The organism is Phormidesmis sp. 146-33 (assembly GCF_052939515.1).
The window spans coordinates 59,881-86,259 of the sequence record NZ_JBJPHU010000005.1; the positions used below are offsets into that span (position 1 = coordinate 59,881).

The 26,379-nt window shown below is 48.6% G+C and carries 23 protein-coding genes; 9 read left to right on the forward strand and 14 right to left on the reverse strand.

Annotated elements, in window-relative coordinates:
• Positions 1-47 precede the first annotated feature (47 nt).
• From ACJ2PR_RS03650 to ACJ2PR_RS03670, 5 genes are all read right to left on the reverse strand, one after another.
• Complete coding sequence (locus ACJ2PR_RS03650) at positions 48-998, reverse strand: GDP-L-fucose synthase family protein (protein ID WP_446858228.1); 951 nt, start codon at positions 996-998, stop codon at positions 48-50.
• A gap of 25 nt (positions 999-1,023) precedes the next feature.
• Positions 1,024-2,097: a GDP-mannose 4,6-dehydratase gene (gene gmd, locus ACJ2PR_RS03655; RefSeq protein WP_446875956.1), complete on the reverse strand. Its 1,074-nt coding sequence runs from the start codon at positions 2,095-2,097 to the stop codon at positions 1,024-1,026.
• Positions 2,098-2,620: 523 nt separating this feature from the next.
• Positions 2,621-3,325 carry a sugar transferase gene (locus ACJ2PR_RS03660; protein ID WP_446875958.1) on the reverse strand — a complete coding sequence of 235 codons (705 nt, stop codon included), beginning with the start codon at positions 3,323-3,325 and terminating at the stop codon, positions 2,621-2,623.
• 111 nt (positions 3,326-3,436) lie between these two features.
• Positions 3,437-4,582, reverse strand: a complete 1,146-nt coding sequence (locus ACJ2PR_RS03665) for a glycosyltransferase (RefSeq protein WP_446868030.1) — start codon at positions 4,580-4,582, stop codon at positions 3,437-3,439.
• A gap of 444 nt (positions 4,583-5,026) precedes the next feature.
• Entirely contained in the window at positions 5,027-6,751 is a 1,725-nt protein-coding gene (locus tag ACJ2PR_RS03670) for an Rqc2 family fibronectin-binding protein (RefSeq protein WP_446875959.1), read from the reverse strand.
• Between the two features lie 331 nt (positions 6,752-7,082).
• On the opposite strand from ACJ2PR_RS03670, the gene remA reads away from it, so the two are divergent.
• Positions 7,083-7,343 (forward strand): extracellular matrix/biofilm regulator RemA, encoded by a 261-nt coding sequence (gene remA / locus ACJ2PR_RS03675; protein WP_446858233.1) that lies wholly within the window; start codon positions 7,083-7,085, stop codon positions 7,341-7,343.
• 122 nt (positions 7,344-7,465) lie between these two features.
• Positions 7,466-8,035 (forward strand): guanylate kinase, encoded by a 570-nt coding sequence (gmk, locus tag ACJ2PR_RS03680; protein ID WP_446868032.1) that lies wholly within the window; start codon positions 7,466-7,468, stop codon positions 8,033-8,035.
• Positions 8,036-8,198: 163 nt separating this feature from the next.
• Here gmk and ACJ2PR_RS03685 read toward each other — a convergent pair whose 3' ends face one another.
• A complete protein-coding gene (locus ACJ2PR_RS03685; RefSeq protein ID WP_446858235.1) occupies positions 8,199-8,723 on the reverse strand; it encodes a photosystem I reaction center subunit XI in 525 nt (174 codons plus the stop codon).
• Positions 8,724-9,083: 360 nt separating this feature from the next.
• Here ACJ2PR_RS03685 and ACJ2PR_RS03690 point away from each other — a divergent pair, with 360 nt between their 5' ends.
• From ACJ2PR_RS03690 to ACJ2PR_RS03705, 4 genes are all read left to right on the forward strand, one after another.
• Entirely contained in the window at positions 9,084-9,380 is a 297-nt protein-coding gene (locus ACJ2PR_RS03690) for a hypothetical protein (protein ID WP_446858236.1), read from the forward strand.
• Between the two features lie 129 nt (positions 9,381-9,509).
• Positions 9,510-11,012 (forward strand): M16 family metallopeptidase, encoded by a 1,503-nt coding sequence (locus ACJ2PR_RS03695; RefSeq protein WP_446875960.1) that lies wholly within the window; start codon positions 9,510-9,512, stop codon positions 11,010-11,012.
• 31 nt (positions 11,013-11,043) lie between these two features.
• The gene (locus tag ACJ2PR_RS03700) at positions 11,044-11,619 is read left to right on the forward strand and encodes a Uma2 family endonuclease (RefSeq protein WP_446858238.1); all 576 of its coding nucleotides are present in this window, start codon (positions 11,044-11,046) and stop codon (positions 11,617-11,619) included.
• A gap of 42 nt (positions 11,620-11,661) precedes the next feature.
• Positions 11,662-13,158 (forward strand): M16 family metallopeptidase, encoded by a 1,497-nt coding sequence (locus tag ACJ2PR_RS03705; RefSeq protein WP_446875961.1) that lies wholly within the window; start codon positions 11,662-11,664, stop codon positions 13,156-13,158.
• Between the two features lies 1 nt (position 13,159).
• Here ACJ2PR_RS03705 and ACJ2PR_RS03710 read toward each other — a convergent pair whose 3' ends face one another.
• Positions 13,160-13,912, reverse strand: a complete 753-nt coding sequence (locus ACJ2PR_RS03710; RefSeq protein WP_446868055.1) for a DUF6544 family protein — start codon at positions 13,910-13,912, stop codon at positions 13,160-13,162.
• Positions 13,913-14,202: 290 nt separating this feature from the next.
• Here ACJ2PR_RS03710 and hemB point away from each other — a divergent pair, with 290 nt between their 5' ends.
• Positions 14,203-15,186 (forward strand): porphobilinogen synthase, encoded by a 984-nt coding sequence (gene hemB, locus ACJ2PR_RS03715; protein ID WP_446875962.1) that lies wholly within the window; start codon positions 14,203-14,205, stop codon positions 15,184-15,186.
• Positions 15,187-15,461: 275 nt separating this feature from the next.
• On the opposite strand, the gene ACJ2PR_RS03720 is transcribed toward hemB, so the two are convergent.
• The 5 genes from ACJ2PR_RS03720 to ACJ2PR_RS03740 form a co-directional block, all read right to left on the reverse strand.
• Complete coding sequence (locus ACJ2PR_RS03720; RefSeq protein WP_446868037.1) at positions 15,462-16,280, reverse strand: DUF4114 domain-containing protein; 819 nt, start codon at positions 16,278-16,280, stop codon at positions 15,462-15,464.
• 415 nt (positions 16,281-16,695) lie between these two features.
• Positions 16,696-17,751, reverse strand: a complete 1,056-nt coding sequence (locus ACJ2PR_RS03725) for a potassium channel family protein (RefSeq protein ID WP_446868038.1) — start codon at positions 17,749-17,751, stop codon at positions 16,696-16,698.
• 463 nt (positions 17,752-18,214) lie between these two features.
• Positions 18,215-18,790, reverse strand: a complete 576-nt coding sequence (locus ACJ2PR_RS03730) for a cupin domain-containing protein (RefSeq protein WP_446868039.1) — start codon at positions 18,788-18,790, stop codon at positions 18,215-18,217.
• A gap of 247 nt (positions 18,791-19,037) precedes the next feature.
• Entirely contained in the window at positions 19,038-19,625 is a 588-nt protein-coding gene (locus ACJ2PR_RS03735; protein ID WP_446868040.1) for a sigma-70 family RNA polymerase sigma factor, read from the reverse strand.
• 229 nt (positions 19,626-19,854) lie between these two features.
• On the reverse strand, positions 19,855-21,105 hold the full coding sequence (locus ACJ2PR_RS03740) for a TetR family transcriptional regulator (RefSeq protein WP_446875964.1): 1,251 nt from the start codon (positions 21,103-21,105) through the stop codon (positions 19,855-19,857).
• A 268-nt stretch (positions 21,106-21,373) separates the two neighbouring features.
• Between ACJ2PR_RS03740 and ACJ2PR_RS03745 the strand changes: the two genes are divergently transcribed.
• Positions 21,374-22,240, forward strand: a complete 867-nt coding sequence (locus ACJ2PR_RS03745) for an acyl-CoA desaturase (RefSeq protein WP_446875966.1) — start codon at positions 21,374-21,376, stop codon at positions 22,238-22,240.
• Positions 22,241-22,703: 463 nt separating this feature from the next.
• Here ACJ2PR_RS03745 and ACJ2PR_RS03750 read toward each other — a convergent pair whose 3' ends face one another.
• Positions 22,704-23,249, reverse strand: a complete 546-nt coding sequence (locus ACJ2PR_RS03750) for a GNAT family N-acetyltransferase (RefSeq protein ID WP_446875967.1) — start codon at positions 23,247-23,249, stop codon at positions 22,704-22,706.
• Positions 23,250-23,302: 53 nt separating this feature from the next.
• A complete protein-coding gene (gene patD / locus ACJ2PR_RS03755) occupies positions 23,303-23,776 on the reverse strand; it encodes a heterocyst frequency control protein PatD (protein WP_446875968.1) in 474 nt (157 codons plus the stop codon).
• Between the two features lie 341 nt (positions 23,777-24,117).
• Between patD and ACJ2PR_RS03760 the strand changes: the two genes are divergently transcribed.
• Complete coding sequence (locus ACJ2PR_RS03760; RefSeq protein WP_446875970.1) at positions 24,118-26,376, forward strand: RelA/SpoT family protein; 2,259 nt, start codon at positions 24,118-24,120, stop codon at positions 26,374-26,376.
• Positions 26,377-26,379: the final 3 nt, after the last annotated feature.

Consider the following 26,379-nt stretch of genomic DNA (forward strand, 5'->3'; position numbering starts at 1 on the left):
CACCCGGTTGGAGTATCTCTACAAGCTGATGAATTTTGAGCGATCGACTACTGCGCGTTTTGGCGATACCAGGCGATCGTATTTCTCAAGCCTTCCTCAAATCCGACCTGAGCGGTGAAACCAAAAGCGGCTTTTGCCCGTTCGGTATCTAGACAGCGACGCGGTTGACCATTGGGCTTATCCGTTTGCCAAACAATCTCACCCTTAAACTCCATCAACTGACAAATCAAGGTAATCAGATCGCGAATCGAAATCTCATACCCCGTTCCCAAGTTGACAGGTTCAGGATCGCTGTACGCCTGAGTGGCCATCACAATTCCTCTCGCCGCATCCACCGAGTAGAGAAACTCGCGAGTCGGACTGCCATCGCCCCACACGGGTAGCTGCTCGTCACCTCGAATCTGCGCCTCATGCACCTTGCGAATCAACGCTGGGATCACATGCGAACTGCGCGGATCAAAGTTGTCTTCGGGGCCGTATAGATTCACAGGCAGAAGGTAAATGCCATCAAATCCATATTGCTGACGATAGGCTTGAAGCTGCACCAGCAGAGCTTTTTTAGCAACCCCATAAGGGGCGTTGGTCTCTTCGGGGTAGCCGTTCCAGATGTCGTCTTCCTTAAACGGAACGGGTGTGAACTTGGGATAGGCGCAGATCGTACCCACGCAGACAAACTTCTCAACCCCTGCCTGATACGCCGAGTGAATCAACTGAGTGCCCATCATCAAGTTGTCATAAAACAACTCCGCAGGCTTTTCCTGGTTGAGACCGATACCGCCGACGTGAGCCGCTAAGTGAACAACCACATCTTGCTGATCGACTGCCCGTTGACAGTTTTCGAGCTGCTTGAGGTCACAGTCTTGCGATCGCGGCACCGTAATTTTCTCTAAGTCAGCCCCCGCGTCACAGAGCTGGCTGATCACTTGACGACCCAAAAAGCCAGCGCCGCCCGTTACCAAAATCCGCTTATTTTTGAGATCTAACGTTGTTGAGGTCATGCTCTTCTCCAGGGCGAGTGCGATCCTAAAACGATGTGCTACCGACAAGATTTTGGCGAATGGTGGCGTGATCTTGAGCAAATTTGCTGTCGGGGGAGCCTAAGCCCAATGCGCCTAAGTCAGCCTCAACCATCAGGTGAACCAACTCTTCAAAGGTGACAGAGGGTTCCCAATTGAGCTTTTGTTTGGCTTTGGCAGGGTCACCGATCAAAAGATCTACTTCCGTCGGACGGAGATAGCGATCGTCAAACTCAACGTAGTCTTGCCAATCCAGATTCACATAGCCAAAAGCCAGATCCAGAAATTCTTTGACCGAGTGCGTCTCACCCGTAGCGACCACATAGTCGTCGGGCTGTTCTTGTTGCAGCATCAGCCACATCGCCCGCACATAATCTTTGGCATAGCCCCAGTCGCGTTTGGCATCCAGGTTGCCCATAAAGAGCTTCTTCTGTTTGCCAGCGACAATCCGAGCAACAGCGCGGGTGATTTTACGAGTCACGAAGGTTTCGCCGCGACGGGGAGATTCGTGGTTAAACAAGATCCCATTACACGCAAACAGGTTATAGGATTCGCGGTAGTTGACCGTCTGCCAGTGACCGTACATCTTGGCACAGGCGTAAGGGCTGCGAGGATAAAACGGCGTGTCTTCATTTTGAGGGACGGCCTGAACTTTGCCATACATCTCAGAAGAGCCTGCTTGATAAAAGCGAACTTCGATTCCGGTGCGCTGTTGATAGTCACGAATGGCTTCTAGAATTCTCAGAACGCCCATTCCGACGACATCGGCGGTGTATTCTGGCGAGTCAAAACTAACGCGGACGTGAGATTGAGCGCCCAGGTTGTAGATTTCGACAGGCTGAACTTCTTCTAAAATGCGGCGCAGCGTGGTGCCATCTGCCAGATCGCCATAGTGCAAAAACAGTCTTGCATCTTCAACGTGGGGATCTTCGTAAATGTGATCGATGCGATCGGTGTTAAAGGTCGAAGTCCGACGAATAATGCCATGAACTTCGTAGCCCTTTTCGAGAAGCAATTCGCTCAAATAGGAGCCGTCTTGACCTGTGATACCCGTTAAAAGTGCCCGCTTACGCTGCGTCATTCTTGATTTTCCTCGCCTGCAACTACTGGTTAGAAAGGAGCCGCCATGCACGATCGCTGACTCGCTTCCGATTACTGTAACGTCAATCTATCTTGAATTTTCTACGTCTAGTTATCCCTCGGACAGTCGCACAAATAACATCCAGGCTACCGTAAAGCGGTTGTTTGGGTGATGAAGGTTCGATAGAATCTAGAACAAGATTTGTTGAAGGATTCATCACTCGCCGTACTGTGCTGGACTGCTCAAGGTCGCGTTTCGATCTTTGATGAAGACTAGAAACCAATCGGTAGAAACGCAAATTTGATAGAGCCGTGCTGCTAGTAAATACACGCAAGGGGGGTTTAGTCCGGATCGGCGGTCAGGCTTGATGGTTTCTACATAAAAAATCGACTCCCTGAAGCTTTTGTAAAGCTTTGAGCAGAAAGTCGATCGATTTGATTGATTTTGAAAATTCAGTTAAGAAGTTTTCTACAGACCCCGATATTTCATAAGGCCAAAGCTGACGTAGGGTGCGCTTTGCAATCTAATACGCGCCGTTGTTTTTTGGGAAGAGGACAACCCCGATCGTTCTCACGATCAGCCGCAGATCTAGCCAAAAATTTCTAGCGTTGACGTAGTAGAGATCCATTCTGACCCGTTGAGGATAGGGGATGTCGTTACGCCCGGAGACTTGCCACAATCCTGTGATGCCAGGGCGAGTGGTGAGAATGCGATCGGTATGTTGTCCATATTTGGGCAATTCTTCTACCACAAGGGGACGCGGCCCGACCACACTCATATCGCCCTTCAGCACGTTCCAAAATTGAGGAAACTCGTCGAGGCTCGTAACTCTGAGAATCTGACCAATCCAGGTAATGCGCGGGTCGTACTTGAGTTTGAAATTGTCTTCAAATTCCTGGCGCATCTGGGGAGAGGTTTCCATGATCTCGACCAGTGCTTCGTCGGCCTTGGCAACCATCGTTCTAAATTTGATGCAGCCAAATCGTTTGTAGTTTTTCCCGACGCGCTCTTGCACGTAGAAAATCGGCCCCTCCGAACTGAGCGCAATCAGCATCGAGAGAAGCAGATAAACCGGAGAAAACAAAATTAAAACTGCAAGCGAGAATGCAATATCAAACATTCTTTTAGCGCGTTTCCCATGCAGGGTTTTGAGAATAAGCGGTCTTATCTCACGCTTGAGAAATGTCCGAATAGATTTACCGGAGATGAGTCGGCTTTCGGCAGTCATCTTACTCCTTAACAATTCCACACCACACAGTCAAATCATAAAGCCATAGACTCCTTCTGAGTGAATTTGCTCCCCTCTAAATAGGTAATTTTGAATAATTCGTCCAGAATGTCAGGAGTTTTTGGCTTGAAAGTCTCGATAAGCGATGTCTAAAAATGACAAATACTGTTGTTGGAAGCGATCGGCTCGAAAATAAAGAGCGTGCGATCGGGCGACGGCTGGCTCCAAAATAGGATAGTGTGTTTCAAAAATTTGCACCGCTTCGATCACCGCTTGTTCAGTTTGCTCAGAAAATAAAACGCCCGTTCCTTGGCTGCCGTGTTGCCGCACATCTCGCACCGTTTCCAAAGTGCCGCCTGCCCCAAACGCGATCACAGGAGTTCCGCAGGCTTGAGCTTCGACGGGAGCGATACCAAAATCTTCGTAAGCCGCGTAGACAAAGGCTTTGGCTTGAGAAAGATACTCGCTCACGACTTCATCGGGTTGCCATCCTAAAATCTGAACATTGGGCTGGGCGATGCGTTGCAGGTGTTTGAGTTCTGCACCGCTGCCAATCACAACTAAAGGCAATCCCAATTGATTAAACGCCTGAACGATCAGTGAGATTTTTTTGTAGCTAACGAGTCGAGAAACCGTGACATAAAAATCTTGTTTGGCAGAGTTAAACGGAAAGCGATCGATATTCACAGGGGGATAAATCACTTTGGACGATCGTCGATAGTAGCGCCAGATGCGTCGAGCCGTGGTTTTAGAGTTGGCAATGAAATGATCGACTCGATTGGCAGAAATCACATCCCATTGGCGCAGTCGATGTAACAAATATCGAGTCGGAATGCCTGCCAAACCCCGCCCTAATCTGCTGCCGTCTAGATAGTCAAATGTCAGATCCCAGGCATAGCGCATTGGGGCGTGACAATAGCAAATGTGCATCTGATGCGGAGCCGTGAGAACGCCTTTGGCCACTGCATGAGACGACGAGAGAATCACATCATAGTGACGCAGATCAAGCTGCTCGATCGCCAACGGCAAAAACGGCAAATATTTCTGAACACCCCTTTGAGCAAACGGAAAATGCTGTAAAAAAGTCGTGCCAATCTTGCGCTGATAAAGATAGCTTTTGGGATTCACCGATTCAAAATCAATCAGTGCGTACAAATCAGCATCCACATGTTTGAGAATTTCCTGCACAACAAGTTCTGAGCCACCTGTTGCTTTGGGCGTTAACCATTCGTGAACGAGTGCGTAGTTAGGATTCACCGAAAGGATTTACCGAGACTTGGGGGCATTAATGGCTTTGCATCATATCGCGAAACGCTTTCGATCGCTCACCTTGGATGTTAGAGAAGGCAGACTGTTTTTTGTGATACGGCAGTGTTCAAAATTTACTGGTAAAAACTAGTAGTTGCCAACCCTTTGTGAAGGTTCGTCTTAGTGACGTTTGGCGAAAAAATAGCCAGCTTTGTCAAAAAGCCGGCCCAAATCAACCTGTTGTCGTTTTCGTATCTTTTTACATTGGAGAAGACCCATCCACGCGTTCCCATACTTGCGGCGGGTTCTTTCTAGGTCATTAAGCCCTATTCGCTCAACATTGTAACAACATACACAAACTTTTTGTCACGAATATTCACAGTTTGGTGACATAGCTCTTTCTAATGGTAGAGGACGCGATCGAAAAGCCTGACTGATTGCCGGGCCTAATCGCTACTTTTCGCTGACTCGTTGAGGCTGTCCCCAGAGGATGCGCTCTTGCTTATATATAACCGTTCCAGGTTTTGCGCCTTTAGGTTTATAGACGTGCTTGGGTTCGGTGTAGACGACGGGGACTTGCTCACTTTGTCGAGCGCGGCTGTAGTAGGCCGTCAAGTCAGCCGCAAATTGCAGATCAGATTCGTCAGGCGCGGCTCCAGGTTCCAGTCGTAAAAGGACATGACTGCCAGGAATTTCTTGAGTGTGAAACCAGAGATCGTATTCATTTGCCGATCGCGTCAGTCGATCGTTTTGTCGATTGTTCCTTCCCACCAATAATTCAAAGCCGCTGGGCGTTTTGTACTGATAAGGACGACTTGCCGCATCTTCTTTAGCTGGCTCTTTTTGGTAGTCAGACGCTTCTATATAATTTTGCTGAATCAGTTCTTCGCGCACCTCTTCCAGCGCTTCTAAATCTTCGGGCGCTTGATAGTCTGTAAATTGAGTCAGCGTGGCTTCGACCTGTTCGAGGTAGTCGATTTCTTCTTGAACGGCTTGAAGTAACGGCTCGATCGCCCCACGAGTTCGTTTTAATTTTTGGTGACGTTTGTAGAGTGCCTGAGCATTTTGCACCGCGTTTTTTTCGGGATCAAGGGGAATCTTGATCGGCTGCTCGGTTTCAAAGTCTAGAAGCTCGATCGCTTTTAGTCCCGGTTCCCACAAATGCAGGTGCGCCATCAACAAATCGGCCTGCTGCTTTGATTGATCAGCCTGATCAGCGCTCGCCAACCGACCTTTAAAAGAATCTGCTTTGACTCGTAGCTTGCCCAACAGCGTATTGAGCTTCTGCTGAATTTGATGACGAAGTTGCCCAAAAACCTGCTGGTTGAGTTGGTTGGTGTAGTAGCGATCGAGCAGCGTTTGTACCGAACTCACTGGCTCAGTCATGGCCCAACCCATTACGGTGTAGCCTGTCGCCGTCCAACCCGGTTGAAACTCGCCATTCTCTAGCGTCTTTAGCCAGGTCTGCCAGCGGTCAAACAAGCGATCCCAATCTGCATCGGTCAAATTTTCGGTCGATTCGTCTGGGTCAAGCTTTGCCGCTTGCAGCATTGAGAGCAACAGGGCAGAACTGAGACCCCGATAGTTTTTGAGCAGGTTACGACGAATGGCACCGGGCACCAGCGCAACGCGCGATCGCCAGCTTTCCAAACTTTCGCTCAAAGTGGGACTCGGATCTCTGAGCGCAGGCGGCAACTCATAAGGCTGACCCGTCTGAATCGGGCGAACGCTAGATTGATTAGAACTCACCTGATGAGCCGCTGTCACAATCTGATTGTCCTGATTTGCCAAAATCACATTGCTGTATTTGCCCATAATCTCGACATACAAATGCCACAAAACCGGATCACCCGGACGTTTGGCAAATTGCAGATCGAGCGCACGCTCCCACGCAGCCACAGGGACGATCGCCACCAGGGCCAGATTTCCCACCTGATGACGCAACTGTTGACTAAAGGTAAAGGTATCTGGAGTCCGAGGCGGTGGACTGCCCACCCCAATTCGAGCCGCTTGCGGATGCCAGGAAATCGTTAACCAACCTCGCCGATCTAATGTGCGGAGCGCCAGAGATACCGTAAAGCGATCGTGCTGATAGACTTGCTCCAATCGAGCAGGCAGCCAATCAGTCCGAATTTCGCAGCAGGCCGCGGTCAGTGTCGTTAGGTCAACAGGTTGCAAAATAGTTCTTTAGAAACGATGAACAATCGAGGATGAACAGTCTTCAGGTTTGACAGTTCAATTCTGCAACCATTGTTTTTAATTCATCTGTTACGAATTCATCCCTCTCTTGAGTCTATCGTGTGGTGTAAAAATAAGGAATTCAGGACTGGCTAGACTGTGAATAGAAGTGAATAGAAAAGGTTTTGAGTTTAATGTCTTGAATTTGCTGTCTTAAGTCCGGTATCCAAAAGCTATCTATTAAGTTTGCGTGTTTACCTTGTAGTGAGATTTTTTTGCAGATACGATGAGGGGTGAGTTCCCTAGCTTGGCTCGATCGGACAAACCGCCCATGACCGATATCAAGTTGATCAACATTGGGTTTGGCAATATTGTGTCCGCCAATCGAGTTGTGGCGATCGTCAGTCCTGAATCTGCCCCTATCAAACGACTAATCACTGACGCAAGAGACGAAAAAAGGCTCGTAGATGCCACCTATGGACGACGCACTAGAGCCGTGATTATTACAGACTCAGGACATATTATTCTCTCAGCCATTCAGCCCGAAACGGTGGCCAATCGATTTGTTTTTACCAGAGAGACAGAAGAGTAGCGTTTTGACTTCTTCCAAGTTTTGGATTAAGAACTCAGAACTCTAAACTCATAAAGGTTACACGCTATACTCACATAATCACGAAACCGGGAACTTTAGCGCTAACGCATTCGAGGCAGACTATGGGCAAGGGTAGACTCATTGTTTTGACGGGGCCAAGCGGTGTAGGAAAAGGCACCTTACTGCGATCGCTGCTTCGTCGTCATCCAGAAATTTATGTATCTGTCTCAGTCACAACTCGCGCTCCCCGTCCTGGAGAAATTGACGGACGAGACTATTACTTTGTGACGCGGCTCCAATTTGAGCGGATGGTCGCGCAGGGCGAACTACTGGAATGGGCAGAATTTGCGGGCAACTGCTATGGCACTCCTCGTCAGGCAGTCCAAGACAAGATCCAAGCAGGACAGTGGGTAATATTAGAAATCGAACTAGACGGAGCGAGGCAGATTCGCAAAACCTTCCCCAGTGCGCTGCGAATGTTTATTTTGCCCCCTTCGATGAGTGAGTTAGAAACTCGCATTCGTGGCCGGGGACAAGATTCTGACAGTGCGATCGAGCGGCGTTTGGCAAGAGCCAGAGAAGAAGTGAATGCGGCTCATGAGTTTGACATTCAAATCGTCAATGATGACCTCGAAGAAGCCTTGAGCAAGATTGAGTCAGCCCTCTTTGAGCCTGTTCCTGCGGTCTGTTAACTGACTTCAATGGTTAATTGTTGTCCAAACTGCTCAAACAGTCGGTCAACTAGATTACGCTTCAACCTAAATCAGGCAGATCCAGTCTTATCGATTGCATCCGCCTGATTTTTTAATGTGAATTCAATCTTATTTAGTCTAAGAAAGTAGCAATGACGATCGCCTACAGCCCTGCCGCAAAGTTCTTAAACAAAGCAATATTATTCAGCAAGAAGTAAGCAAGGGCTGCTCCTCCAATTCCCCCGATCAAAAAGCCACTGGCGTACTCATTCCAACCGTGTTCTGATTGGAATGTATCGGGTGGATTGGGCGTTGTAATGGTAACCGTCGGCCCAGGAGGATTACTGCTGGCATAGAGAGAAAGGGTAAGTGTGGAGATGATTAGCAGCCCGATCGTAGACAGCAGCCCGGCCAGATTAGCAATATCGGTGTCGCGCAGCGGCCCCAACTTGGCAAATGGGCCAAAAATCCAGTAGCCGTGAGCCATTCCCACTTCTAGCCCTCGACGCAGCGGTGACAATCCAGCCCGATAAGCTGGGAGTGCATTGATATAAGCCCGGACGATCGGAGACGAGTTGATCGGAGTCGCCAAGTTACCGTCCTGAATGTCGTAGCCCGGAAAAACCACTTCACGATTTCGAGGATCACCAGGATTATTGTTGGCTTCTGGATGTTTAAGGACTTGCATAGAAATTCCTCAGTGTCAAATTAATGGAATGGAGTGATTTTACGAAGTTGCGATCGTTCCTTCATCACTCTGAAGACACAAGCCATTTAACCAAGTTTGAAACGCAAATTCTGCCCCTAAGTAGATCTGCGTAAATCTCTGCAATAGGTCAGCAACTGGTAAAGCGGGTTACAAAAAAAATCTTTGGGTGAATGTCATACTGCTGTGAGAAAGTTCACCAAGTTTCTTTATAAAGATTTAAGATTTCTGAACAATTGGTCGGAACTACCCTGATCACTTCTATCTTGGAAGAAGTTTGGAGGAAGACTCGGAAAGCGTTTTTCCAGTTTACCTGTCCTGTATGACTGCTCAGAGTGTGCCATGTATATGAGCCTTGCATCCAGCTATTTGCGTTCTCTCGCGTTGACAAGCGTCTTCAGCTTTATTGCCCCTTTGGTGTTGGTTGGAAGCGCGATCGCCGGGCTAGGGCTATTGGGGCTGTTTCCCTGGCTGGATGGCTTTTCTCGAATGGGACTTGAGCAGGTCAAAATCTTTCTTCAAACCTTTGGTAATGGTAACGCGCTAGAAGGCTCACTGGTGATTGGGTGCGCCTGTGCTCTGGTCGGTGCCCTGTTTGACACCTATATTTTTTACCGTCAGCGCAGCTTTCGTCAGTAAGAAACTCGTTAAAAATTCCCCAAAAATTGCCATTACTCACTATCGTTTAAAGAGTTTGATCCCGTTGCTCTTCATCGTGAGTGAGATCCATTGCTGCAAAGTCAAGTTTTCAGATGTTTGGTGATTCGTTTGGTAATTTTTCTGGCGATCGTTCTGACGTGGGAAGGGTTGCCTCAAGCCGCTTATGCTCGTACCGAAGTTCCGCCGACTCAATCCATTCAGCCCTATGTGGATCGAGTGATTGATCAGGTCACTGAGTTTAAGCTCGACAACGGCATGAAGTTTATTGTTCTGGAACGGCACCAGGCTCCCGTTGTTTCGTTTCTCACCTATGCAGATGTGGGCGGCGCAGACGAGCCGGATGGAAAAACAGGAGTGGCTCACTTTTTAGAACACTTGGCCTTTAAGGGAACGACGCGAATTGGGACGACGAATGCTCAAGCAGAAAAGCCCTTGCTCGATCGCTTAGATCAGCTTTCTGAACAAATCCAAACCGCAAAAGGCGCAGAAGCGACTAAATTGCAGCAGGAGTTCGATCGCATCGAAGCCGAAGCCGCCAAGCTGGTTGAGCAAAACGAACTGGGACGCATCGTTGAGCAAGCAGGCGGCGTGGGGTTGAATGCTAATACGTCGAGCGATGCCACTCGCTATTTTTACAGCTTCCCAGCAAACAAATTGGAACTGTGGATGTCGTTGGAGTCAGAGCGCTTTTTGGAGCCAGTGTTTCGCGAGTTTTACAAAGAAAAAGCTGTCATTCTCGAAGAGCGCCGACTGCGGACGGATAACTCCCCGATCGGGCAAATGATCGAAGCTTTTTTAGACAAAGCGTTTCAGGTTCATCCCTACAAGCGTCCGGTGATTGGCTACGACCAGGATATTCGCAATCTGACGCGCAAAGATGTGCAGGAATTTTTTGAGACTCACTATGCGCCCAATAATCTGACGATCGCCCTGGTGGGAGATGTCGATCCCAAAGAAGTGAAGCGCTTGTCCCAGATTTATTTTGGTCGGTTCAAATCAAGACCTGCTCCTCCAGATGTGACGGCTGTGGAGCCACCTCAAACTCAGACTAGAGAAGTCACCCTGCGTCTCAACTCACAACCCTGGTATCTCGAAGGCTATCACCGTCCCGCATTGAACCATCCCGATAGTATTATTTACGAAGCGATCGCCAGTCTTCTCAGCGATGGGCGCACGTCTCGTTTATACAAATCTCTAGTCGAAGAGAAGCGAGTCGCGTTGGCCGCTCAGGGACTCAATGGATTTCCCGGCGACAAACATCCCAACTTAATGTTGTTCTACGCGCTGACGGCTCCCGGAAAATCAGTGGAAGATGCGGCAAAAGCGCTGCGATCGGAAACAGAACGCCTGAAAACGGAGTTGGTTTCTGCTCAAGAATTAGACCGGGTAAAAACTCAAGCAAAAGCGGGATTGCTGCGATCGCTCGACTCAAATAGGGGCATGGCTGAATCGTTGCTGGAGTATGAAGTCAAAACCGGAAGCTGGCGCAATTTATTCAAAGAGTTGGAAGCGATCGCCAAAATTACTCCCAATGATGTCCAACGCGTCGCTAAAGCAACCTTTACGGCTGAGAATCGAACGATCGGACGCATTCTGCCTCTAGAACGTTAAGCTCAAATCAAGACGTAACAGGAGTAACAAAATGACTTCTACCAGTTTGCGAGAAATCTGCTCTCTAGAAGATTGGATGCAAAACCCTGTGAAAGGGACAGAATGGGTCAATGGAGCGCTAATCCATAAGAATCCGGAGGTTTGGGTTGATGGACATCTCATTGCAAATAATGGAATGACGCTGAAGCATGGTCGAGTCCAGGCAAAACTGGCAACTCACTGGGAGAATTACAAAGAGCAAAGTAAGCTGGGTGGAGAAGTTTATACAGAAGCGCCGTGTCGCACAAACAAACAAGGACGCAAGCCAGATGTTGCCTACTTGAATCCATCTCTAGCGGCTCAGTTTGGCAATGCTGAAACGCTGCCCCAAAGTTTTCCGTTGAGTGCTGAAGTGGTCTCACCGACTGACTTTGCAGAAGCTGTGATTGCAAAAGCCTATGAGTATTTGCAGTCTGGTGGTGAAGAAGTTTGGCTAATTTTCCCAAACAATTTTTGGGTCATCGTCCTGACTCAGGAGACGAGAAAAATCTTTGTTTCTGGTGAAGTGGTTTGTACTCAAATCGTGTTACCAGGTTTTAGAATGGGCGTTGACGAACTGTTGGCTTGAGTGTTGAAAGTTTTGTTAGGGATTGTGTGTTGAATGAAAGCAATGAATCGTAAAAATCGGATTGCAAAAACTGTTACACTTGTATTTTCGTTCATTGTCTTGCCTGCGTTGCTGTTATCGTTGGCGCTGATTCTCCCAGCTTCTGCTGACGTACCCAAGCATTACACCGATCTCAAATTTTCATCCCCTCCCGAAATTAAGCTGCCTGACTACACTCGCTTTCAGCTTCAAAACGGCATGATCGTCTACTTGATGGAGGATCACGAATTGCCTTTGGTCAGCGGTACAGCACTGGTACGTACAGGCGATCGCTTTGAACCCCTCGATAAAACAGGTTTAGCGGGATTGACTGGAGCCGTGATGCGATCGGGCGGCACTCAAAAAAATTCCCCTGACCAACTCAATCAACGCCTAGAACAACGGGCGGCCTCCGTCGAAACGAGCATTGGCTCTACGTCAGGAAGTGCCAGTTTTAGCGCTCTCAGCGAAGACTTAACGGAAGTCTTTGACTTGTTTGCAGAAGTGATTCAGCAGCCAGCCTTCGCGCCTGAAAAATTTAATTTAGCAAAACTGCAAACGCAAGGAGGAATCGCTCGACGCAACGATGACCCCAACGAAATTGCAGGTCGAGAATTTGAAAAACTTATTTATGGCAACACTAGTCCCTACGCGAGAACCGTTGAATATGCAACACTAGAAAACGTCACCCGTGAAGACTTAATCAGTTTTTACCAACGCTATTTTTATCCCAAAAATATGCTTTTGGGAATTGTAGGTGATTTTGATAGTCAAAAAATGCGATCGCTCATTGAGTCAAAATTCAACACCTGGAATTCCGCAAAAGCTCGATCCACTCCTTCACTACCAGACGTTTCTCAAGCCAAACAGGGCGGTATCTTCTTTGTCAGTCAGCCACAGCTAACGCAAAGCTATATTCAAATGGGGCATCTGGGCGATACGCTAAAAAATCCCGATTACCCAGCGCTGTCTGTTATGGACAATGTGTTAAGTGGATTTGGAGGGCGACTATTTAACGAAGTGCGATCGCGCCAGGGTCTTGCGTATTCAGTTTACGCCAGTTGGAGTCCGCAGTTCGATTACCCAGGCGTATTTATAGCAGGAGGACAGACGCGATCGGACGCGACAGTTCCCTTTATTCGATCGGTGTTGGGCGAGTTAGAAAAGATTCGCACTCAGCCTGTTTCTGAAAGTGAATTAGCGTTCGCTAAAGATTCTGTATTGAATTCGTTTATCTTTAACTTTCAAGATCCCAGTCAGACGCTTTCGCGATTGCTGAGATATGAGTACTTTGGGTATCCGATGGATTTCATTTTTCGGTATCGCCAGCAAGTTGAGAAAACCTCGATCGCTGATGTTCAAAGTGTTGCAAAAAAATATCTTCAGCCTGAAAAAATTGTGACTTTAGTCGTGGGCAATCAGAAAGATATTCAACCCTCACTCGCCAGTCTGGGGCAACCCGTAACGGCGATCGACATTACGATTCCCCCACCCAAATCGGCTTCTCGTCCTACGCCCTGATTTATCGATAGATCGCATCTTCGATCGTCACTCTAAAAAACTCGCCCTCTGACTCAAAGCGATTGCTGCCAAAATACCAGCCCACTCGCAGTCGAGTCGGAATCGTGTAGCCGCCAAACGTTCGTTCTTCTTCTGCGATCGCTCCAAAGTCCACATCATGAAACTCAGCCCCTTCTGGATTGCCCCAGCGCGACAACATTACTGTTAGAAGTCGCCCCTGGTCAACTGTCAGCGAGAGCTTTGCTAAATTGCCATAGGCGAGAAATTGAGCGTGAAGACGTGAACCGTCAGCCGTCCAATCAGCGCGATCGTCACAAAAGATAGACGGCAACCAGACCGATTCTGCCTGAACTCGACCAAGGGCCGATCGCGTCACATCACCCCCCGCGGCCATCATCACTGGAATCATGCCCAACAGTTTCCATTGCATTGAGCCTGCTCCATCAACCAGACGATCAAATCCCTCGATCGGAATGCCATTCATTCGCACTGTAGCCTGCCAGATCATTCCTCGACTTCGACAAATCACTTGCTCCGCTCTAAAGGGAAGCCAACGCTGCAACTTAATTTCGCCATGCATCCGTAAGCGAACCGCCGATGCAAGCACTGTTTTGTCAGCAATGGCGTGGTTGAGATACTGCTGCACCGACTCAGGAAGATGGGTAATTTGCTCAGGTCGAAAAGTCTGCTCACCCAACGGCACCGTCTCCCACAGTTCATCAAGCGATAAGTCTGAAGCCATCGTTTTGATCATGGTCACCCTTTCACCTCTAGCCTACGAGACAAAAACAGTACCTCTCACTCAAAGAATAAAACAATCATCTGAGGAACTCGTGAGGAGACTCCATGCATTAGCTTTCGATCAACTCACGAACCCTGTTAACCAAAGAACCCCAAAGCCAGTTCTCCCTCCTCCCTCCTCCCTCCTCCCTCCTCCCTCTCTCACTTTTACACTTTGTAATCTTCCATATAAGTACTTCCTCCCTCCGAAGGCCTTAGACTCTTAAAATACTGCAAACATTCAGCCAACTTCCTTCAGTCCCTATGTTTCCAACTCATCGTCCCCGTCGTCTCCGCAATCATCCTCAACTGCGTCGGATGGTTCGTGAGCATGTGTTGACTACCAGTGATTTGATTTACCCGCTGTTTGCGGTACCTGGTGACGCGATCGCCAAAGAAGTGCGCTCCATGCCGGGGGTGTTTCAGTTGTCGATCGACAAAATCGTCGAAGAAGCCAAAGAAGTCTACGACCTGGGTATTCCTGCAATCATTTTGTTTGGCATCCCTGCTGACAAAGATGTGGATGCGACGGACGCTTGGCACGAGTGCGGAATTGTCCAGAAAGCGACGACTGCCGTCAAACAAGCAGTACCCGATCTGATCGTGATCAACGACACTTGTCTTTGTGAATATACGCCGCATGGTCACTGTGGCTATCTCCAAGTTGGCGATCTGACGGGACGAGTTCTCAACGATCCAACGCTGGAATTATTGAAAAAAACCGCCGTCGCTCAGGCAAAGGCAGGAGCCGATATCATTGCGCCCTCTGGCATGATGGATGGCTTTGTTTCAGCGATTCGAGAAGGACTGGATGCCGCAGGCTTTGAAGACATCTCAATTCTCTCTTACGCTGCTAAATATGCCTCTGCCTACTATGGGCCGTTCCGAGACGCAGCAGAATCAGCCCCCCAATTTGGCGATCGCCGTACCTACCAAATGGACCCTGGCAATGTGCGTGAAGCGATCAAAGAAATCGAACTCGACATCGCAGAAGGAGCCGATATGCTCATGGTCAAGCCCGCCTTGTCTTACATGGATATCATTCATCAAGTCAAAGCAGCGACCAATCTTCCGGTAGCCGCCTACAACGTATCGGGTGAGTATTCGATGATCAAAGCGGCAGCGCTCAACGGCTGGGTCGATGAAGAGAAGATTGTTCTAGAAACGCTGACTAGTTTCAAACGGGCCGGGGCGGATTTGATTCTCACTTACCATGCCAAAGATGCAGCCCGCTGGCTAGGAGCCTAATGTTTGGCGCGATCGCTCTTTCTATGCAATGTCTGAATTCAGTGTCTGAATCCAATGTCTAAGGAATCTGCGATCGTGCCTTGCAAAAATTCTGATGCGCCGCTTTTCTCAAACTTTCGAGTTCCACAAAAATTGGCTTAAAGTTTTTTAGACTGGGGAGTCAGGGGTAGAAGCGTTAAATAACGACGTGAAAGAACTCAATTGAACTAACACAAAAAAAGTAGTCCGCAGCACAGACTACGAACTACTCACATGGATTAGGAACAGCAGAAACTTTATTTGACGGTGCTGTTTTGACGGCGACGCAGCATCAGACCCGCAGCCCCCAGACCCAGCAAGGACAGCGCGACAGAAGGCTCAGGCACAGGCTTCATCAGTGCTCTAACATTCTTTTCACCGATGTCTACGATGAAGACTGTATCGTTGAAGTCACGATCGGAGTTTTCGTTTTTGCCGCCCGTCGCATTCTTGTCACCGTACAGATCTTCAAAGCCCAGCAGCAAGTAGCGATTGTTGACCGCATAAGCCACGACGTGTTGAAGACCATCTGCATTCATAGCCGTCTGGGTGCCAAAGACGTTTGCGCCTGTGCCCCGATTTAGACCATCTGCGCGTAGAGAAAAGTCGAGTTGAGAACCGCCCAAAATCTGACCCAATCTAACGCCATCTCCCAGCTTCAGTGCGTTTCCGCCCCAACCGCCGACGCAACCACTTCCTTCACAAGAGATGTCTCCAAAGAGCAGCCCTTTGGTGTTGGTTGCACCCTCTGACGTAAAGGCGAGTTGGTTGCGGTAGCCTGCCCCTTCGTTGATGAAGAATGCAGAAACGTTGTAGTCATACTTGAGCTTGAGCTTGGCGGCATCAAGTTTGAACTGTCCGCTATTGGGAAGCTCAACACTTTCTGCTTGGACGTACTGCTGATAGGGTGCGTCGTCAAAGCCTGTTTGAGACTTGTCCAGAATGGTGGGTTGAGCGCTATTCCAAACGGTGTCGCTGGGAGAAAGAGCGGCGGCTGATGCGGCTGAAGACTGAGCAACCACTCCGGTGACAACAGCGGTCGCAGCGAGGAAACCTGAGAAGAATTTGGTGTTCATGGATGTGTAAATGAAGTGCAGCTAAGGTCTTGAAATCAGTCCGTTGGGGTGACAGTTCTCCAACCGTACTGTGTATCTTCTAATACTTCTAACAGTTCTTTTGGGCTGCGTCACTACTTTCGATCGTTCTTGGTTAATTCTTTATTAGAAGCCTTTCTGGACGATGGTTTCACGGATCTCTGAGAGTCTGTAAAAATTTGATCTTCTACTACCTAACGAATAAATTAAGTGTTATTACTGAAATAGAGCCTGAATTGTTTCTCATTAACTACCAATTCAACAAATTTCCAAAAAAGTGACTCCGCATACCTAGCGAAGCCCAGGAAAAGCCATCAGTAGCGCTACGGGCAAAAGGACTGTTTATAAAAAAAGGGACGATCGTACGTGCTCCGATCGCACTCTACTGGTTGGCTAATCAAAACGTAGCGCCTCTATATCGACCAGGACGCTTAACCACATGCCTACGAACAAATTTTGGAATGTCGCCTCGGTGCCCCATGACAATGACCGCATCTCCTTCGGCTAAGGTTAGCGACTGGCTGGGATGATTGATGGTCGTTCCGTCGGCTTGGCGCAGTGCAACGATGATAAACGTGCCTTTGCCGCGAAATTCAATATCGCCGATCGTGACTCCTACCATTGGAGAACCAGGCGCGATCGCCAACTCATCCACCTGGACATCCACCTGAGCAAGTAACTCGTTGAGATTGCTGCGGCCGTCGTCTTGATTTAGAAAATCCAAAGTGGCGGGGTGAGTGATCATGTGAGACATTCGCAAAGCGCTGATGGCGGCGGGGAGAACGACTTGATCGGCCCCCGCAAGTCTAAGTTTTTTCTCAGTAGAAGGAAGCTCGCCCCGCGACAAGATCATCAGATTAGGATTTAACTCACGCGCCGTCAGAGTGATAAACACGTTAACGGCATCATCGGGCAAAACCGTCGCGAGAACCTTGGCTCGATCGATTCCTGCGGCGTACAAAATTGCTTCGTCGGTAGCGCTGCCGAGTCGCACCAGGTAGTTGAGGGTTTCGGCTTTGGCAATGCGTTCGGGGTTGTTGTCGATGACGACGAAGGGCAGATTGGCATCGGCTATTTTTCGCGCTAGGATTTGCCCCATGCGCCCAAAGCCACAAATGATAATGTGCTGTTCTAGGGTTTCGATCGCGCGGGTCATTTTTCTGGCTCCTAATGCTTTGTTGATTTCACCTTCGGTAATCATTTGGACAAAACCGCCGACCATGTAGACGGCTGATGATGTTCCGGCGACGATGACCAGGATAGTCAAGATTTTTTTGTCGCGGGTGTCGATCGGGCGCACTTCGCCATAGCCCACTCCAAATGTGGTGATCACCACCATGTAAACGGAGTCCAAAACTGACCAGCCTGCCATGACATAGCCTATTACGGCGAGGGCAAACGTGATTGCAAAAAAGAGTGCCCCAGTGAAAATGCGTCTAAGTGAGCCTTGCATGAGTAACGGTCATCATAATAGAGAAAAGAACTTGCAAATCAGTTGGGTTAAACAAGATTGTTTTTATACTACTGATCTGCTTATCTTGTTCATAAACTTTTCTCTAAAGTCTGTCTGTTCTCTGGATGTCTTTTAGCGTGTGATGGCGATTGCCGAGTTGAATCGTTACAAATTAACTTCTGTGCTTCGGATGGTTTTGTGGAGGGTGTAAAAGGTTTTATAGCTTAAGTCAATTCGACAATTTTTTTTGTTTCGTTGCTGGGCACTTCTGCCCCCCAACCCCCCAATTCTGCGGGACTTTTAGACAAGATTCTGGTTTACAAGTCTTCTAGTAGGAGACTAAAGACTGCACTAACGAGAAAGGGTTGCAAGACAATCGGCAATCCAGATTTTGATAATCGCTAAATCCCCGAATTCTGGGGGACTTTTAGATCAGGTTTCTAGTTCAAAGTCCAAATTTAAGTTAATTGAAATATTCATCATCCAGCGATGTCTTGATCAGAAACATACAGCCGCCCTGGGTATGAGGCGCATGACTAGAGCCTTGACTTGAGCGAATGTAATCGCCCCCATAATAGACCTGCCCCGCCACCTCCAAATCGCCCTCCAGCATGTAGATTTCTTCAACCGATGCATGACGATGAGTGGGATAAGTCACCCCGGCTTCAGCCCGTAAAAGACAAGTCAACTTACGGTCAGTTCGATCGCGATGCAGAATAGCGATCGTCACTCTAGGGACAAAAGGATGAGGTTGCCACACTTGATCCTCAGCGCGAACAAATCGATCACCGGGTAGCGGCCGCGCGGAATCTGCAACTCTAATCTTGTCAAACAACCGTTCTTTGAGATTGGGCGCGATCGCCGGACTGGGAGCGCTATAAGCTAGGGCCGCCACCACCGCCTGAAAATCTGCCAATTCTGCTGCCAATCCTGGAGACTGCGCGATCGCCTGATCTACCAACCGTCGATCGTCCTCGTCCAAAATATCTAACGAGCGCGCTGCGATCATCTCATCAATACAAGGATTTTCAGGTTCCATCACATCTCTGCTTCATCGTAAGTATATGAACTTGGATCAAAAATAATACGCATTCTAATTTTAGGGGTTGAATTCAAGGTCTCCTGGCAATTATCTAGATTAACGCGGCAGAAGAGGCAGCGACATTAGACCAGAGAAATGGAACTAGAGACACGGGAATCGTTACATCAGACCGGAGACATTCGACTAGAGACTTTAGTAGCAGTCCAGAGTCCGAAGTTCAGAGTCCAGAGTTCCCACCCACTTCTCATTCTTGCCAATTTCCTAAAGCCGTGCGGAGCTTACTCAGCCCCAGACGAACTCGCGTTTTGACCGTGCCCAAAGAAGCCCCCACCTCAGCCGCAATTTCGCTCTGAGACAACCCTTTGTAGTAGGCCAACTCGATGACTTGCCGCTGCTCATCCGGAAGTTTGCTGAGGGCAGTAGACACAATATCCCGACGTTCTAAAATTAGGGCATCTTCGATCGGATCTACGCTAGATTTACCCGATTGGATCTGAACCGCCTCGATCGAAGCCATTTCGGTCTTGGTGGCCCGCTGCAAACTGCGTAATCGGTCTAAAATTCGACTGCGAACCAGCATAAAAATCCATGTGTCCACCCTGGCGCGAGTGGGGTCGTAGCGATCGGCCGTGCGCCAGATTTGTGAAAACACATCCAACACAACCTCTTCGCTTTCCTCGGTCGATCTCAGACTTTTGTGGGCGATGGCGTGAATAATTCGAGCGTAGCGATCATATAGTTGGGACAGTGCAGCCTGATCTTTTTGGGCAACCTTTGCCAGCAATAGAGCCTCTTCTGACTTCGCTGGATCATCATTTAAAATGAATGACATTCTATGCCTGTCTTAAACGTTTTCTGAAGGGGTCTCAATGAGCTTCAACGACTGAACTATTTTCTACGGAGCTAAGATTTTAGAAATTGGTTTTATTAGCTGATTGCAAGGTACAACATACTTGTTACAGATTAACACTTCACCCAGCTAAAAAGATGAGAATTGCCTGAGAGAAAAGTCTTACACAAGCTGAGAATATTGTCTTTGCAAGCCTTTTGACATCCCCACGTCATCCTCTCTGGTCAAGCCGAATTGCCTGCTCTAATGCGGCCTTTTCTCTAGCGCGATATACATAAGGCTGCAATCTCGCCCCATCCAATCCCGTTAGAATGCACAGATCTTCTAGTTTGATGCCGCGCATTAACATCTCAACTCGCCAGGTTTGCTGGGTTTGCTCCAGGTTAGGAGGGTGTCCTTCGGGCGTGACCAGACCGTGAGTTAATTGTTGCCAACGCTGTTGAGCTTCGTCTTCTAGCAGCGGTCGACCGTTCTCCACAAAAATTTCTGGATGAGTATCTTTACGACTTCTCAGCCATTGAGTTAAGGGATTTTTGGCATACGAGCCGTAGCGTTTGCCCATGATCCACTGATTGATCGGGACTTGTCTAATCAACCCTTGACTAACTTGCAAAAGCTGATGGGTGGCATCGTGAACATGGTGCGATCTCTCCGAGTTACCCGCAAGGGGTCGCTCCAGCCTCAACGCCTCATCTAGACTCAAGCCTGCCCCAAACAAAACATACACCAGCGCATAGTCTTGCAGCCCTGCTTTTTTGCCCCTTTGCAGAATTGAATGCACCAGATTGGCGGGTAGGTCTGCAATCTTTGCGATCGGAGTCGCCGCGACGGGTGGCACAACTGGAACGATCGCCCCTGGAGTCTGAGAAACCGCTCCATGCAAAAACAGCGTCACCAAATTTTCTAAAAAGTCATCGCGATCCTGCCACAGATCATGAAACTCGCTGGTGAACTCAATCACCGCATAGCCCAACAGCATGTCATTGAGCAAACTAGCCAACTTTTCGGCGGGTAAATGGCTGTGAAGCTGCCCGCGATCGATGACGGTCTGAAAGTAAGCAGCCACATATCGATTGGCTTGAGTAAACCCTCTGCCCAACGCTTCACGGTTTTCAGAAGGATATTGACCTGACTCACCGACGACCGATCGCACCACTTCTGGAATTCGCTCTAATGCTTGCAAACACGCCGTTGCGTAGTCTTTGAGTGCTTGATAGATACTACTGGTCTGATCGGCTCGCTGGATCAAGTCCTGCCCCAGGTTGGTAAACACCGCCGCTTCCTCGATCACCGCCAGCAGCAATCCGTGTTTGTTGCCGAAATGCCGAAACAGCGTCACTTCATTCACGTCGGCCAACTCTGCAATCTGTTTGGTCGTCGTTTCGGTGACTCCCTGAGCGGCAAATAGCTCCAGTGCTGCATTAATTAAACGCTGTCGGGTGGGGCTTCTGGGGTTAGACATGCGAGAAATGCAAGCAGCACTTGCACAAATACAAAACTGTTGCTATCGTGATGGAATGTAAGTAACACTTGCATCCTTACTCTTACTGTAACTGGCTTTCTTACTAAACGGGTGAAGCGGTCTCGCCGTTGATCAAGGCGCTCTCTTGGAGCGATTCACCCGGAGTCGCTGCAAATAACGAATCGCATCTAGAATCTTGCGATTTGCACACTCTGTTATTTGGTGAGTTTATTGGGTGAGTTACCGCCATCTTAAATCAAGGATTTTTATGACTTCTAATCCCACGCAATCTGTTGTTTCAAATCGTCGCTCTCCTGGAGCTACTCGCGAGGAGTCGCCTGCTTTTAGCTGGGTCAATCTGGGCTTCTTTGGCACCTTTCATTTGCTGGCGCTGCTGGCTCCGTGGTTTTTTTCCTGGTCGGCGCTGGGCGTGATGCTGGTGCTGCACTGGCTATTTGGCAGCATTGGGATTTGTCTGGGCTATCACCGATTGTTGACGCATCGTAGTCTTCAGGTGCCGAGATGGTTGGAATATACGCTGGCAGTCTTAGGCGCACTCGCATTACAAGGCGGCCCGGTCTTTTGGGTGGGCGGACATCGAATGCACCATCTGCATACCGAAGATTCGATTCAAGATCCCTACTCTGCCGATCGTGGGTTTTGGTGGAGTCATATGATCTGGTTGTTTTATCCACAGAAGCAGTTTTTTGACTACGATTCTTACAAAAAGTTTGCGCCTGATCTAGACAAACATCGGTTTTATCGCTGGCTCGATCGCTCCTTTCTATTACTTCAAATTCCCGTAGCAGTTGGGCTGTATCTGGTGGGCGGATGGTCGTTTGTGATTTATGGGGTGTTTTTGAGAGCCGTTTTGTTGTGGCATAGCACCTGGTTGATCAATTCGGCTTCTCACATGCGAGGGTATCGATCGTTTGACTCTGACGACAATTCTCGTAATCTCTGGTGGGCAGCAATTCTCACCTATGGCGAAGGCTGGCACAACAATCATCATGCTTACCCCAATGTGGCCAAAGCGGGCTGGAAATGGTGGGAAGTGGATGTCACCTGGTGGGCGATTCAAGGCTTGAAAAGTGTCGGGTTAGCTAAACGAGTTGTTTTGCCGCCGACAAGCTGAAAGGTTGATCTGATATAAGTCCTGGGGTGTGTTCTACAAATTGGATGCACCCTATTTTTTGTATTGAATCAATCATTAAAGTTCCACCACTGTTCTCCAACAACCCTTTGTCTACAAAGTTGAGACTGGCAAATAGAATTTGCGCCTAAAAGAACGTGAATTCAATAGAGTTTTTTCGCTTCGGTATTTAACGCTTCTGCCCCCCAATCCCCCAATCTGGGGGACTTTCGGACAGGATTTCTTGCTCAAAGTCTCCCAAACTTGGCGGATTTAGGGGGCTGCCTGGAGTGATCGTCACAGCGAGAGATTTCATCGAATTCACGTTAAAAGAACAACGTATGCCTTTGCAGACTAAACTCATCCAGGGGTTTGTTAATCCGCCTGCGCGGATTTTGATCTTTTAGCTGCGATTTGAACCGCCAGGCAAAAAGTCTTGTCAAGCAAACAGCCACAAAACAGTGCGCTACTCAAGTGCGGCGAACTCCGATCGATATTTCACCGTTCCAACACAGCCCTCTAAAGCACCTGCTTTTAATTCCAATACCATAAATGCCTCATCTGGAACTGCATACTCACACTTCAGTCCCTTCTCGCTGGCTGGAGTAAACCCAAATCGTGAATAGTATTTTGGAGAACCCAGGACAACAACCGCTTTGCAACCAGATTGAATGCACGCTTGTAAACCCTGCCGAATCAGTAATGAGCCAATTCCTTGTCGCTGATAGTTGGGGAGCACTGCGACGGGTGCTAATCCAAGAATGAGTAAACCATTAGTTAAATCATTAGTTGAATTATTAGTTGAATCATTGGTATATTCTCCTGCGATCGCAACTGGACTAAAAAATACATGTCCCACAATTTGATCAGCCTCCACCGCAACCAGCGATAACGTAGAAGTAGCGCCTCGCAAGCGATCGACCAAATCCGCCTCACCCTCTCGCCCAAACGCCGCAACATTAACGCTGCGAACTGCTTCTATATCTTCTGGTTTCTCAGCTCGAACTTCCATAATTTAGAACTTCTAAATGTAATTTTTTTGAAATTCCAAAACAGACCTCAAAGTTACTCTTCGGCTCGACGCATTGTGAGCAATCCTTGACAATAGCTGATCAATGTTTTGAGTCGTTCTTTAATCTGCTGCACTCGTTGATCATGGGTTGTCGATCGCCGCGCCGTCTGCAAAAACATCACATCCATATTCAAGAGTCTAAGCTGCTTGTCCATCTCGACTTGAACGGCATACGATCGCTGACTAACGTCTACGTCCAAAGCTTCCAGATCCAAACTGCTGATCTGGGTTTGAAAGAATTTTTGAATGTCTAGAACTTCTGACTTTAAAATCGCACCGTCGCACTCAGGCTGATTGACCAACGCCTCAAGCGCCTGCAAAGCGTGGGAAAATTCTTGGTAGCGATCGCGGTGTAACGCTGGCAACATGCTCTCAAGGTTTGACACTTTGCTCAGTTTAGCGTGGAGTTTGGGTCGCTTTTTAGGGGTTCTGTCTGGATTCATCGATCGTATTTCAGCAGACGACATAATTTATTGCTTGCCAAAAATCCCTTTAAAGCCCAAGATTCCTGTAAGGAAACTTATTCCAATTGATAGAATGAGCATAAAACCAGTCTGACCCTAAGACAGTCAAAAAATTCACCCTTTAATTGATATAACTCGGCAAATCTTCTAGCGTCTGACCAAGAATCGCTGTTTTGCAGTCTCTCATTTGCTCAGTTAGTTTCGTGAATGAACCTGGCACGCTTTTAGCTCTGCTAGAACTCTTCACTTTCAAAGCGACTAAATGTATATTCGTATACACTCTTGCAGTAGAATCATTCGTTATTTAGTTAAGTCTCCGATCCCAACTCTCCGAGCCTGACAGCATGAACGTAGCGGCTTCTATCATTCCTACCACTGACTTCACGCCTCCAGATTGGTTGCGCGAGTGTTTCATTCAGCAACCCCCACTCTCTGCGGGCGAGATTCCTAAAGACAACGATCTGATTTGTCGAGCCTTTGACTTTGCCTATCAGCTTCACGAAGGGCAGTATCGAGCCTCTGGCGAACCTTACATTGCTCATCCCGTAGCGGTTGCGGGGTTGTTGCGCGATTTGGGCGGCAGTAGCGTCATGATTGCGGCTGGATTTTTGCATGATGTGGTCGAAGATACGGAGGTCACGCCCGAAGAGATCGAGCAGCGATTTGGGGCAGAGGTGCGGCTGCTAGTGGACGGAGTAACCAAGCTTTCTAAGTTCAATTTCTCCAGCAAAACAGAACGTCAAGCCGAAAACTTTCGCCGCATGTTTTTGGCAATGGCGCAGGATATCCGCGTGATCGTCGTCAAACTAGCCGATCGCCTGCACAATATGCGGACACTCGAACATCTACCCGATGAAAAACGCCGCCGGATTGCCTTGGAAACGCGAGAAATCTTTGCGCCCCTCGCCAATCGTCTAGGCATCGGCAATCTCAAATGGGAACTCGAAGATCTGGCGTTCAAATATCTCGAAAATGACGCTTATCGCGAAGTTCAGCAATTGGTAGCGGAGAAGCGCATCGATCGAGAAACCCGCCTCAGCGATGTGGCCAACAAATTCAAAGAGCGGTTAGATCAACTCGGCGTTCACTGTGTCGAAATTAGCGGCCGTCCCAAGCATCTGTATGGCATTTATCAAAAGATGCAGCGCCAGCAAAAAGGCTATGAAGAAATTTATGACGTGGCGGCAATTCGGGTGATTGTCGAAACCAATGATGAATGCTACCGCGCTCTGGCCGTCGTTCATGACAGCTTTCGTCCCATTCCCGGACGCTTTAAAGACTACATCGGACTGCCCAAACCCAACCGCTATCAATCGCTTCACACTGTTGTCATCGGCGACCAGGGACGACCGCTAGAAATTCAGATTCGTACTCTGGAAATGCACCACGTTGCCGAGTATGGGATTGCCGCCCACTGGAAATACAAGGAAGGCGGCTCTAACAGTGCCCTGACCACCACCGACGAAAAATTTACCTGGCTACGACAACTTCTCGACTGGCAAAACGACCTCAAAGACGCGCAAGAATACCTCGAAAGCATTAAAGACAATCTGTTTGATGGTGATGTATTTGTCTTTACGCCACGCGGAGAAGTCGTCTCTCTGAGTCCGCGATCGACCCCCGTAGATTTCGCCTATCGCATTCACACCGAAGTTGGCAACCACTGTGCAGGAGCTAAAGTCAATGGTCGCATGGTGCAGCTAGATACGACGTTGAGAAACGGTGACATCGTAGAAATTATTACCCAAAAGAATTCTCACCCCAGCCTCGATTGGCTCAACTTCACCGTCACCACGGGAGCCAGAAATCGCATTCGTCAATGGTATAAGCGATCGCATCACGACGAAAATGTGGCCCGTGGGCGAGAGTTGTTAGAAAAAGAATTGGGCAAAAATGGCTTTGAAGCGCTGCTCAAGTCTGCCCCGATGCTCACCGCTGCCGAGCGATGTAACTACCACAGCGTCGAAGATTTGTTAGCTGCCGTCGGCTATGGCGAAATTACCGTCAATCTGGTTATCAATCGCATTCGAGAAGCCGTCAAAGCTCAACAGCCTTTAGCCAAACTTTCTGATAATCTCGATTCTAAGATTTTGCTGCCGCTGCCCTCCACTTTACGATCGCTGCCGCCTGCCCCCTCTAGCAAGTCACCGATCGCAGGTGTGGAGGGTTTGTTGTATCACGTCGCGGGCTGCTGCAATCCGGTGCCGGGAGAAGCGATCATTGGCGCAGTCACTCGCAGTAATCGGGGCATTTCCATTCATCGTCAGGGCTGCCCGAATGTGGATCAGGTCGATGGCGATCGTCTGGTGCCCGTCAGTTGGAATCAGACAACTCACAATGGCGGCCGACCGCAGGTTTATCCCGTTTGCATTCAGATTGAAGTCATCGATCGCGTTGGCGTTCTCAAGGATATTCTCTCGCGTCTAACCGACAACAATATCAACGTTCGCAATGCTCAAGTGAGGACGTTTCCCGATCAGACGGCTGTGATCGACTTGGGAATCGACATCTGTGATCATGCTCAACTCGAACATACCTTTGCTCAGATCAAGAAGATGACCGATGTCTTGAGTCTGCGTCGAGTCAATCAGGTCGAAGATTAAGGG

Coding starts and splice junctions, on each gene's coding strand:
- ACJ2PR_RS03650 (WP_446858228.1), bottom strand. CDS start 998: ATGACCTCAACAACGTTAGATCTCAAAAATAAGCGGATTTTGGTAACG.
- gmd (WP_446875956.1), bottom strand. CDS start 2,097: ATGACGCAGCGTAAGCGGGCACTTTTAACGGGTATCACAGGTCAAGAC.
- ACJ2PR_RS03660 (WP_446875958.1), bottom strand. CDS start 3,325: ATGACTGCCGAAAGCCGACTCATCTCCGGTAAATCTATTCGGACATTT.
- remA (WP_446858233.1), top strand. CDS start 7,083: ATGACCGATATCAAGTTGATCAACATTGGGTTTGGCAATATTGTGTCC.
- gmk (WP_446868032.1), top strand. CDS start 7,466: ATGGGCAAGGGTAGACTCATTGTTTTGACGGGGCCAAGCGGTGTAGGA.
- ACJ2PR_RS03685 (WP_446858235.1), bottom strand. CDS start 8,723: ATGCAAGTCCTTAAACATCCAGAAGCCAACAATAATCCTGGTGATCCT.
- ACJ2PR_RS03690 (WP_446858236.1), top strand. CDS start 9,084: ATGTATATGAGCCTTGCATCCAGCTATTTGCGTTCTCTCGCGTTGACA.
- ACJ2PR_RS03700 (WP_446858238.1), top strand. CDS start 11,044: ATGACTTCTACCAGTTTGCGAGAAATCTGCTCTCTAGAAGATTGGATG.
- ACJ2PR_RS03705 (WP_446875961.1), top strand. CDS start 11,662: ATGAATCGTAAAAATCGGATTGCAAAAACTGTTACACTTGTATTTTCG.
- ACJ2PR_RS03710 (WP_446868055.1), bottom strand. CDS start 13,912: ATGATCAAAACGATGGCTTCAGACTTATCGCTTGATGAACTGTGGGAG.
- hemB (WP_446875962.1), top strand. CDS start 14,203: ATGTTTCCAACTCATCGTCCCCGTCGTCTCCGCAATCATCCTCAACTG.
- ACJ2PR_RS03720 (WP_446868037.1), bottom strand. CDS start 16,280: ATGAACACCAAATTCTTCTCAGGTTTCCTCGCTGCGACCGCTGTTGTC.
- ACJ2PR_RS03725 (WP_446868038.1), bottom strand. CDS start 17,751: ATGCAAGGCTCACTTAGACGCATTTTCACTGGGGCACTCTTTTTTGCA.
- ACJ2PR_RS03730 (WP_446868039.1), bottom strand. CDS start 18,790: ATGGAACCTGAAAATCCTTGTATTGATGAGATGATCGCAGCGCGCTCG.
- ACJ2PR_RS03735 (WP_446868040.1), bottom strand. CDS start 19,625: ATGTCATTCATTTTAAATGATGATCCAGCGAAGTCAGAAGAGGCTCTA.
- ACJ2PR_RS03740 (WP_446875964.1), bottom strand. CDS start 21,105: ATGTCTAACCCCAGAAGCCCCACCCGACAGCGTTTAATTAATGCAGCA.
- ACJ2PR_RS03745 (WP_446875966.1), top strand. CDS start 21,374: ATGACTTCTAATCCCACGCAATCTGTTGTTTCAAATCGTCGCTCTCCT.
- ACJ2PR_RS03750 (WP_446875967.1), bottom strand. CDS start 23,249: ATGGAAGTTCGAGCTGAGAAACCAGAAGATATAGAAGCAGTTCGCAGC.
- patD (WP_446875968.1), bottom strand. CDS start 23,776: ATGTCGTCTGCTGAAATACGATCGATGAATCCAGACAGAACCCCTAAA.
- ACJ2PR_RS03760 (WP_446875970.1), top strand. CDS start 24,118: ATGAACGTAGCGGCTTCTATCATTCCTACCACTGACTTCACGCCTCCA.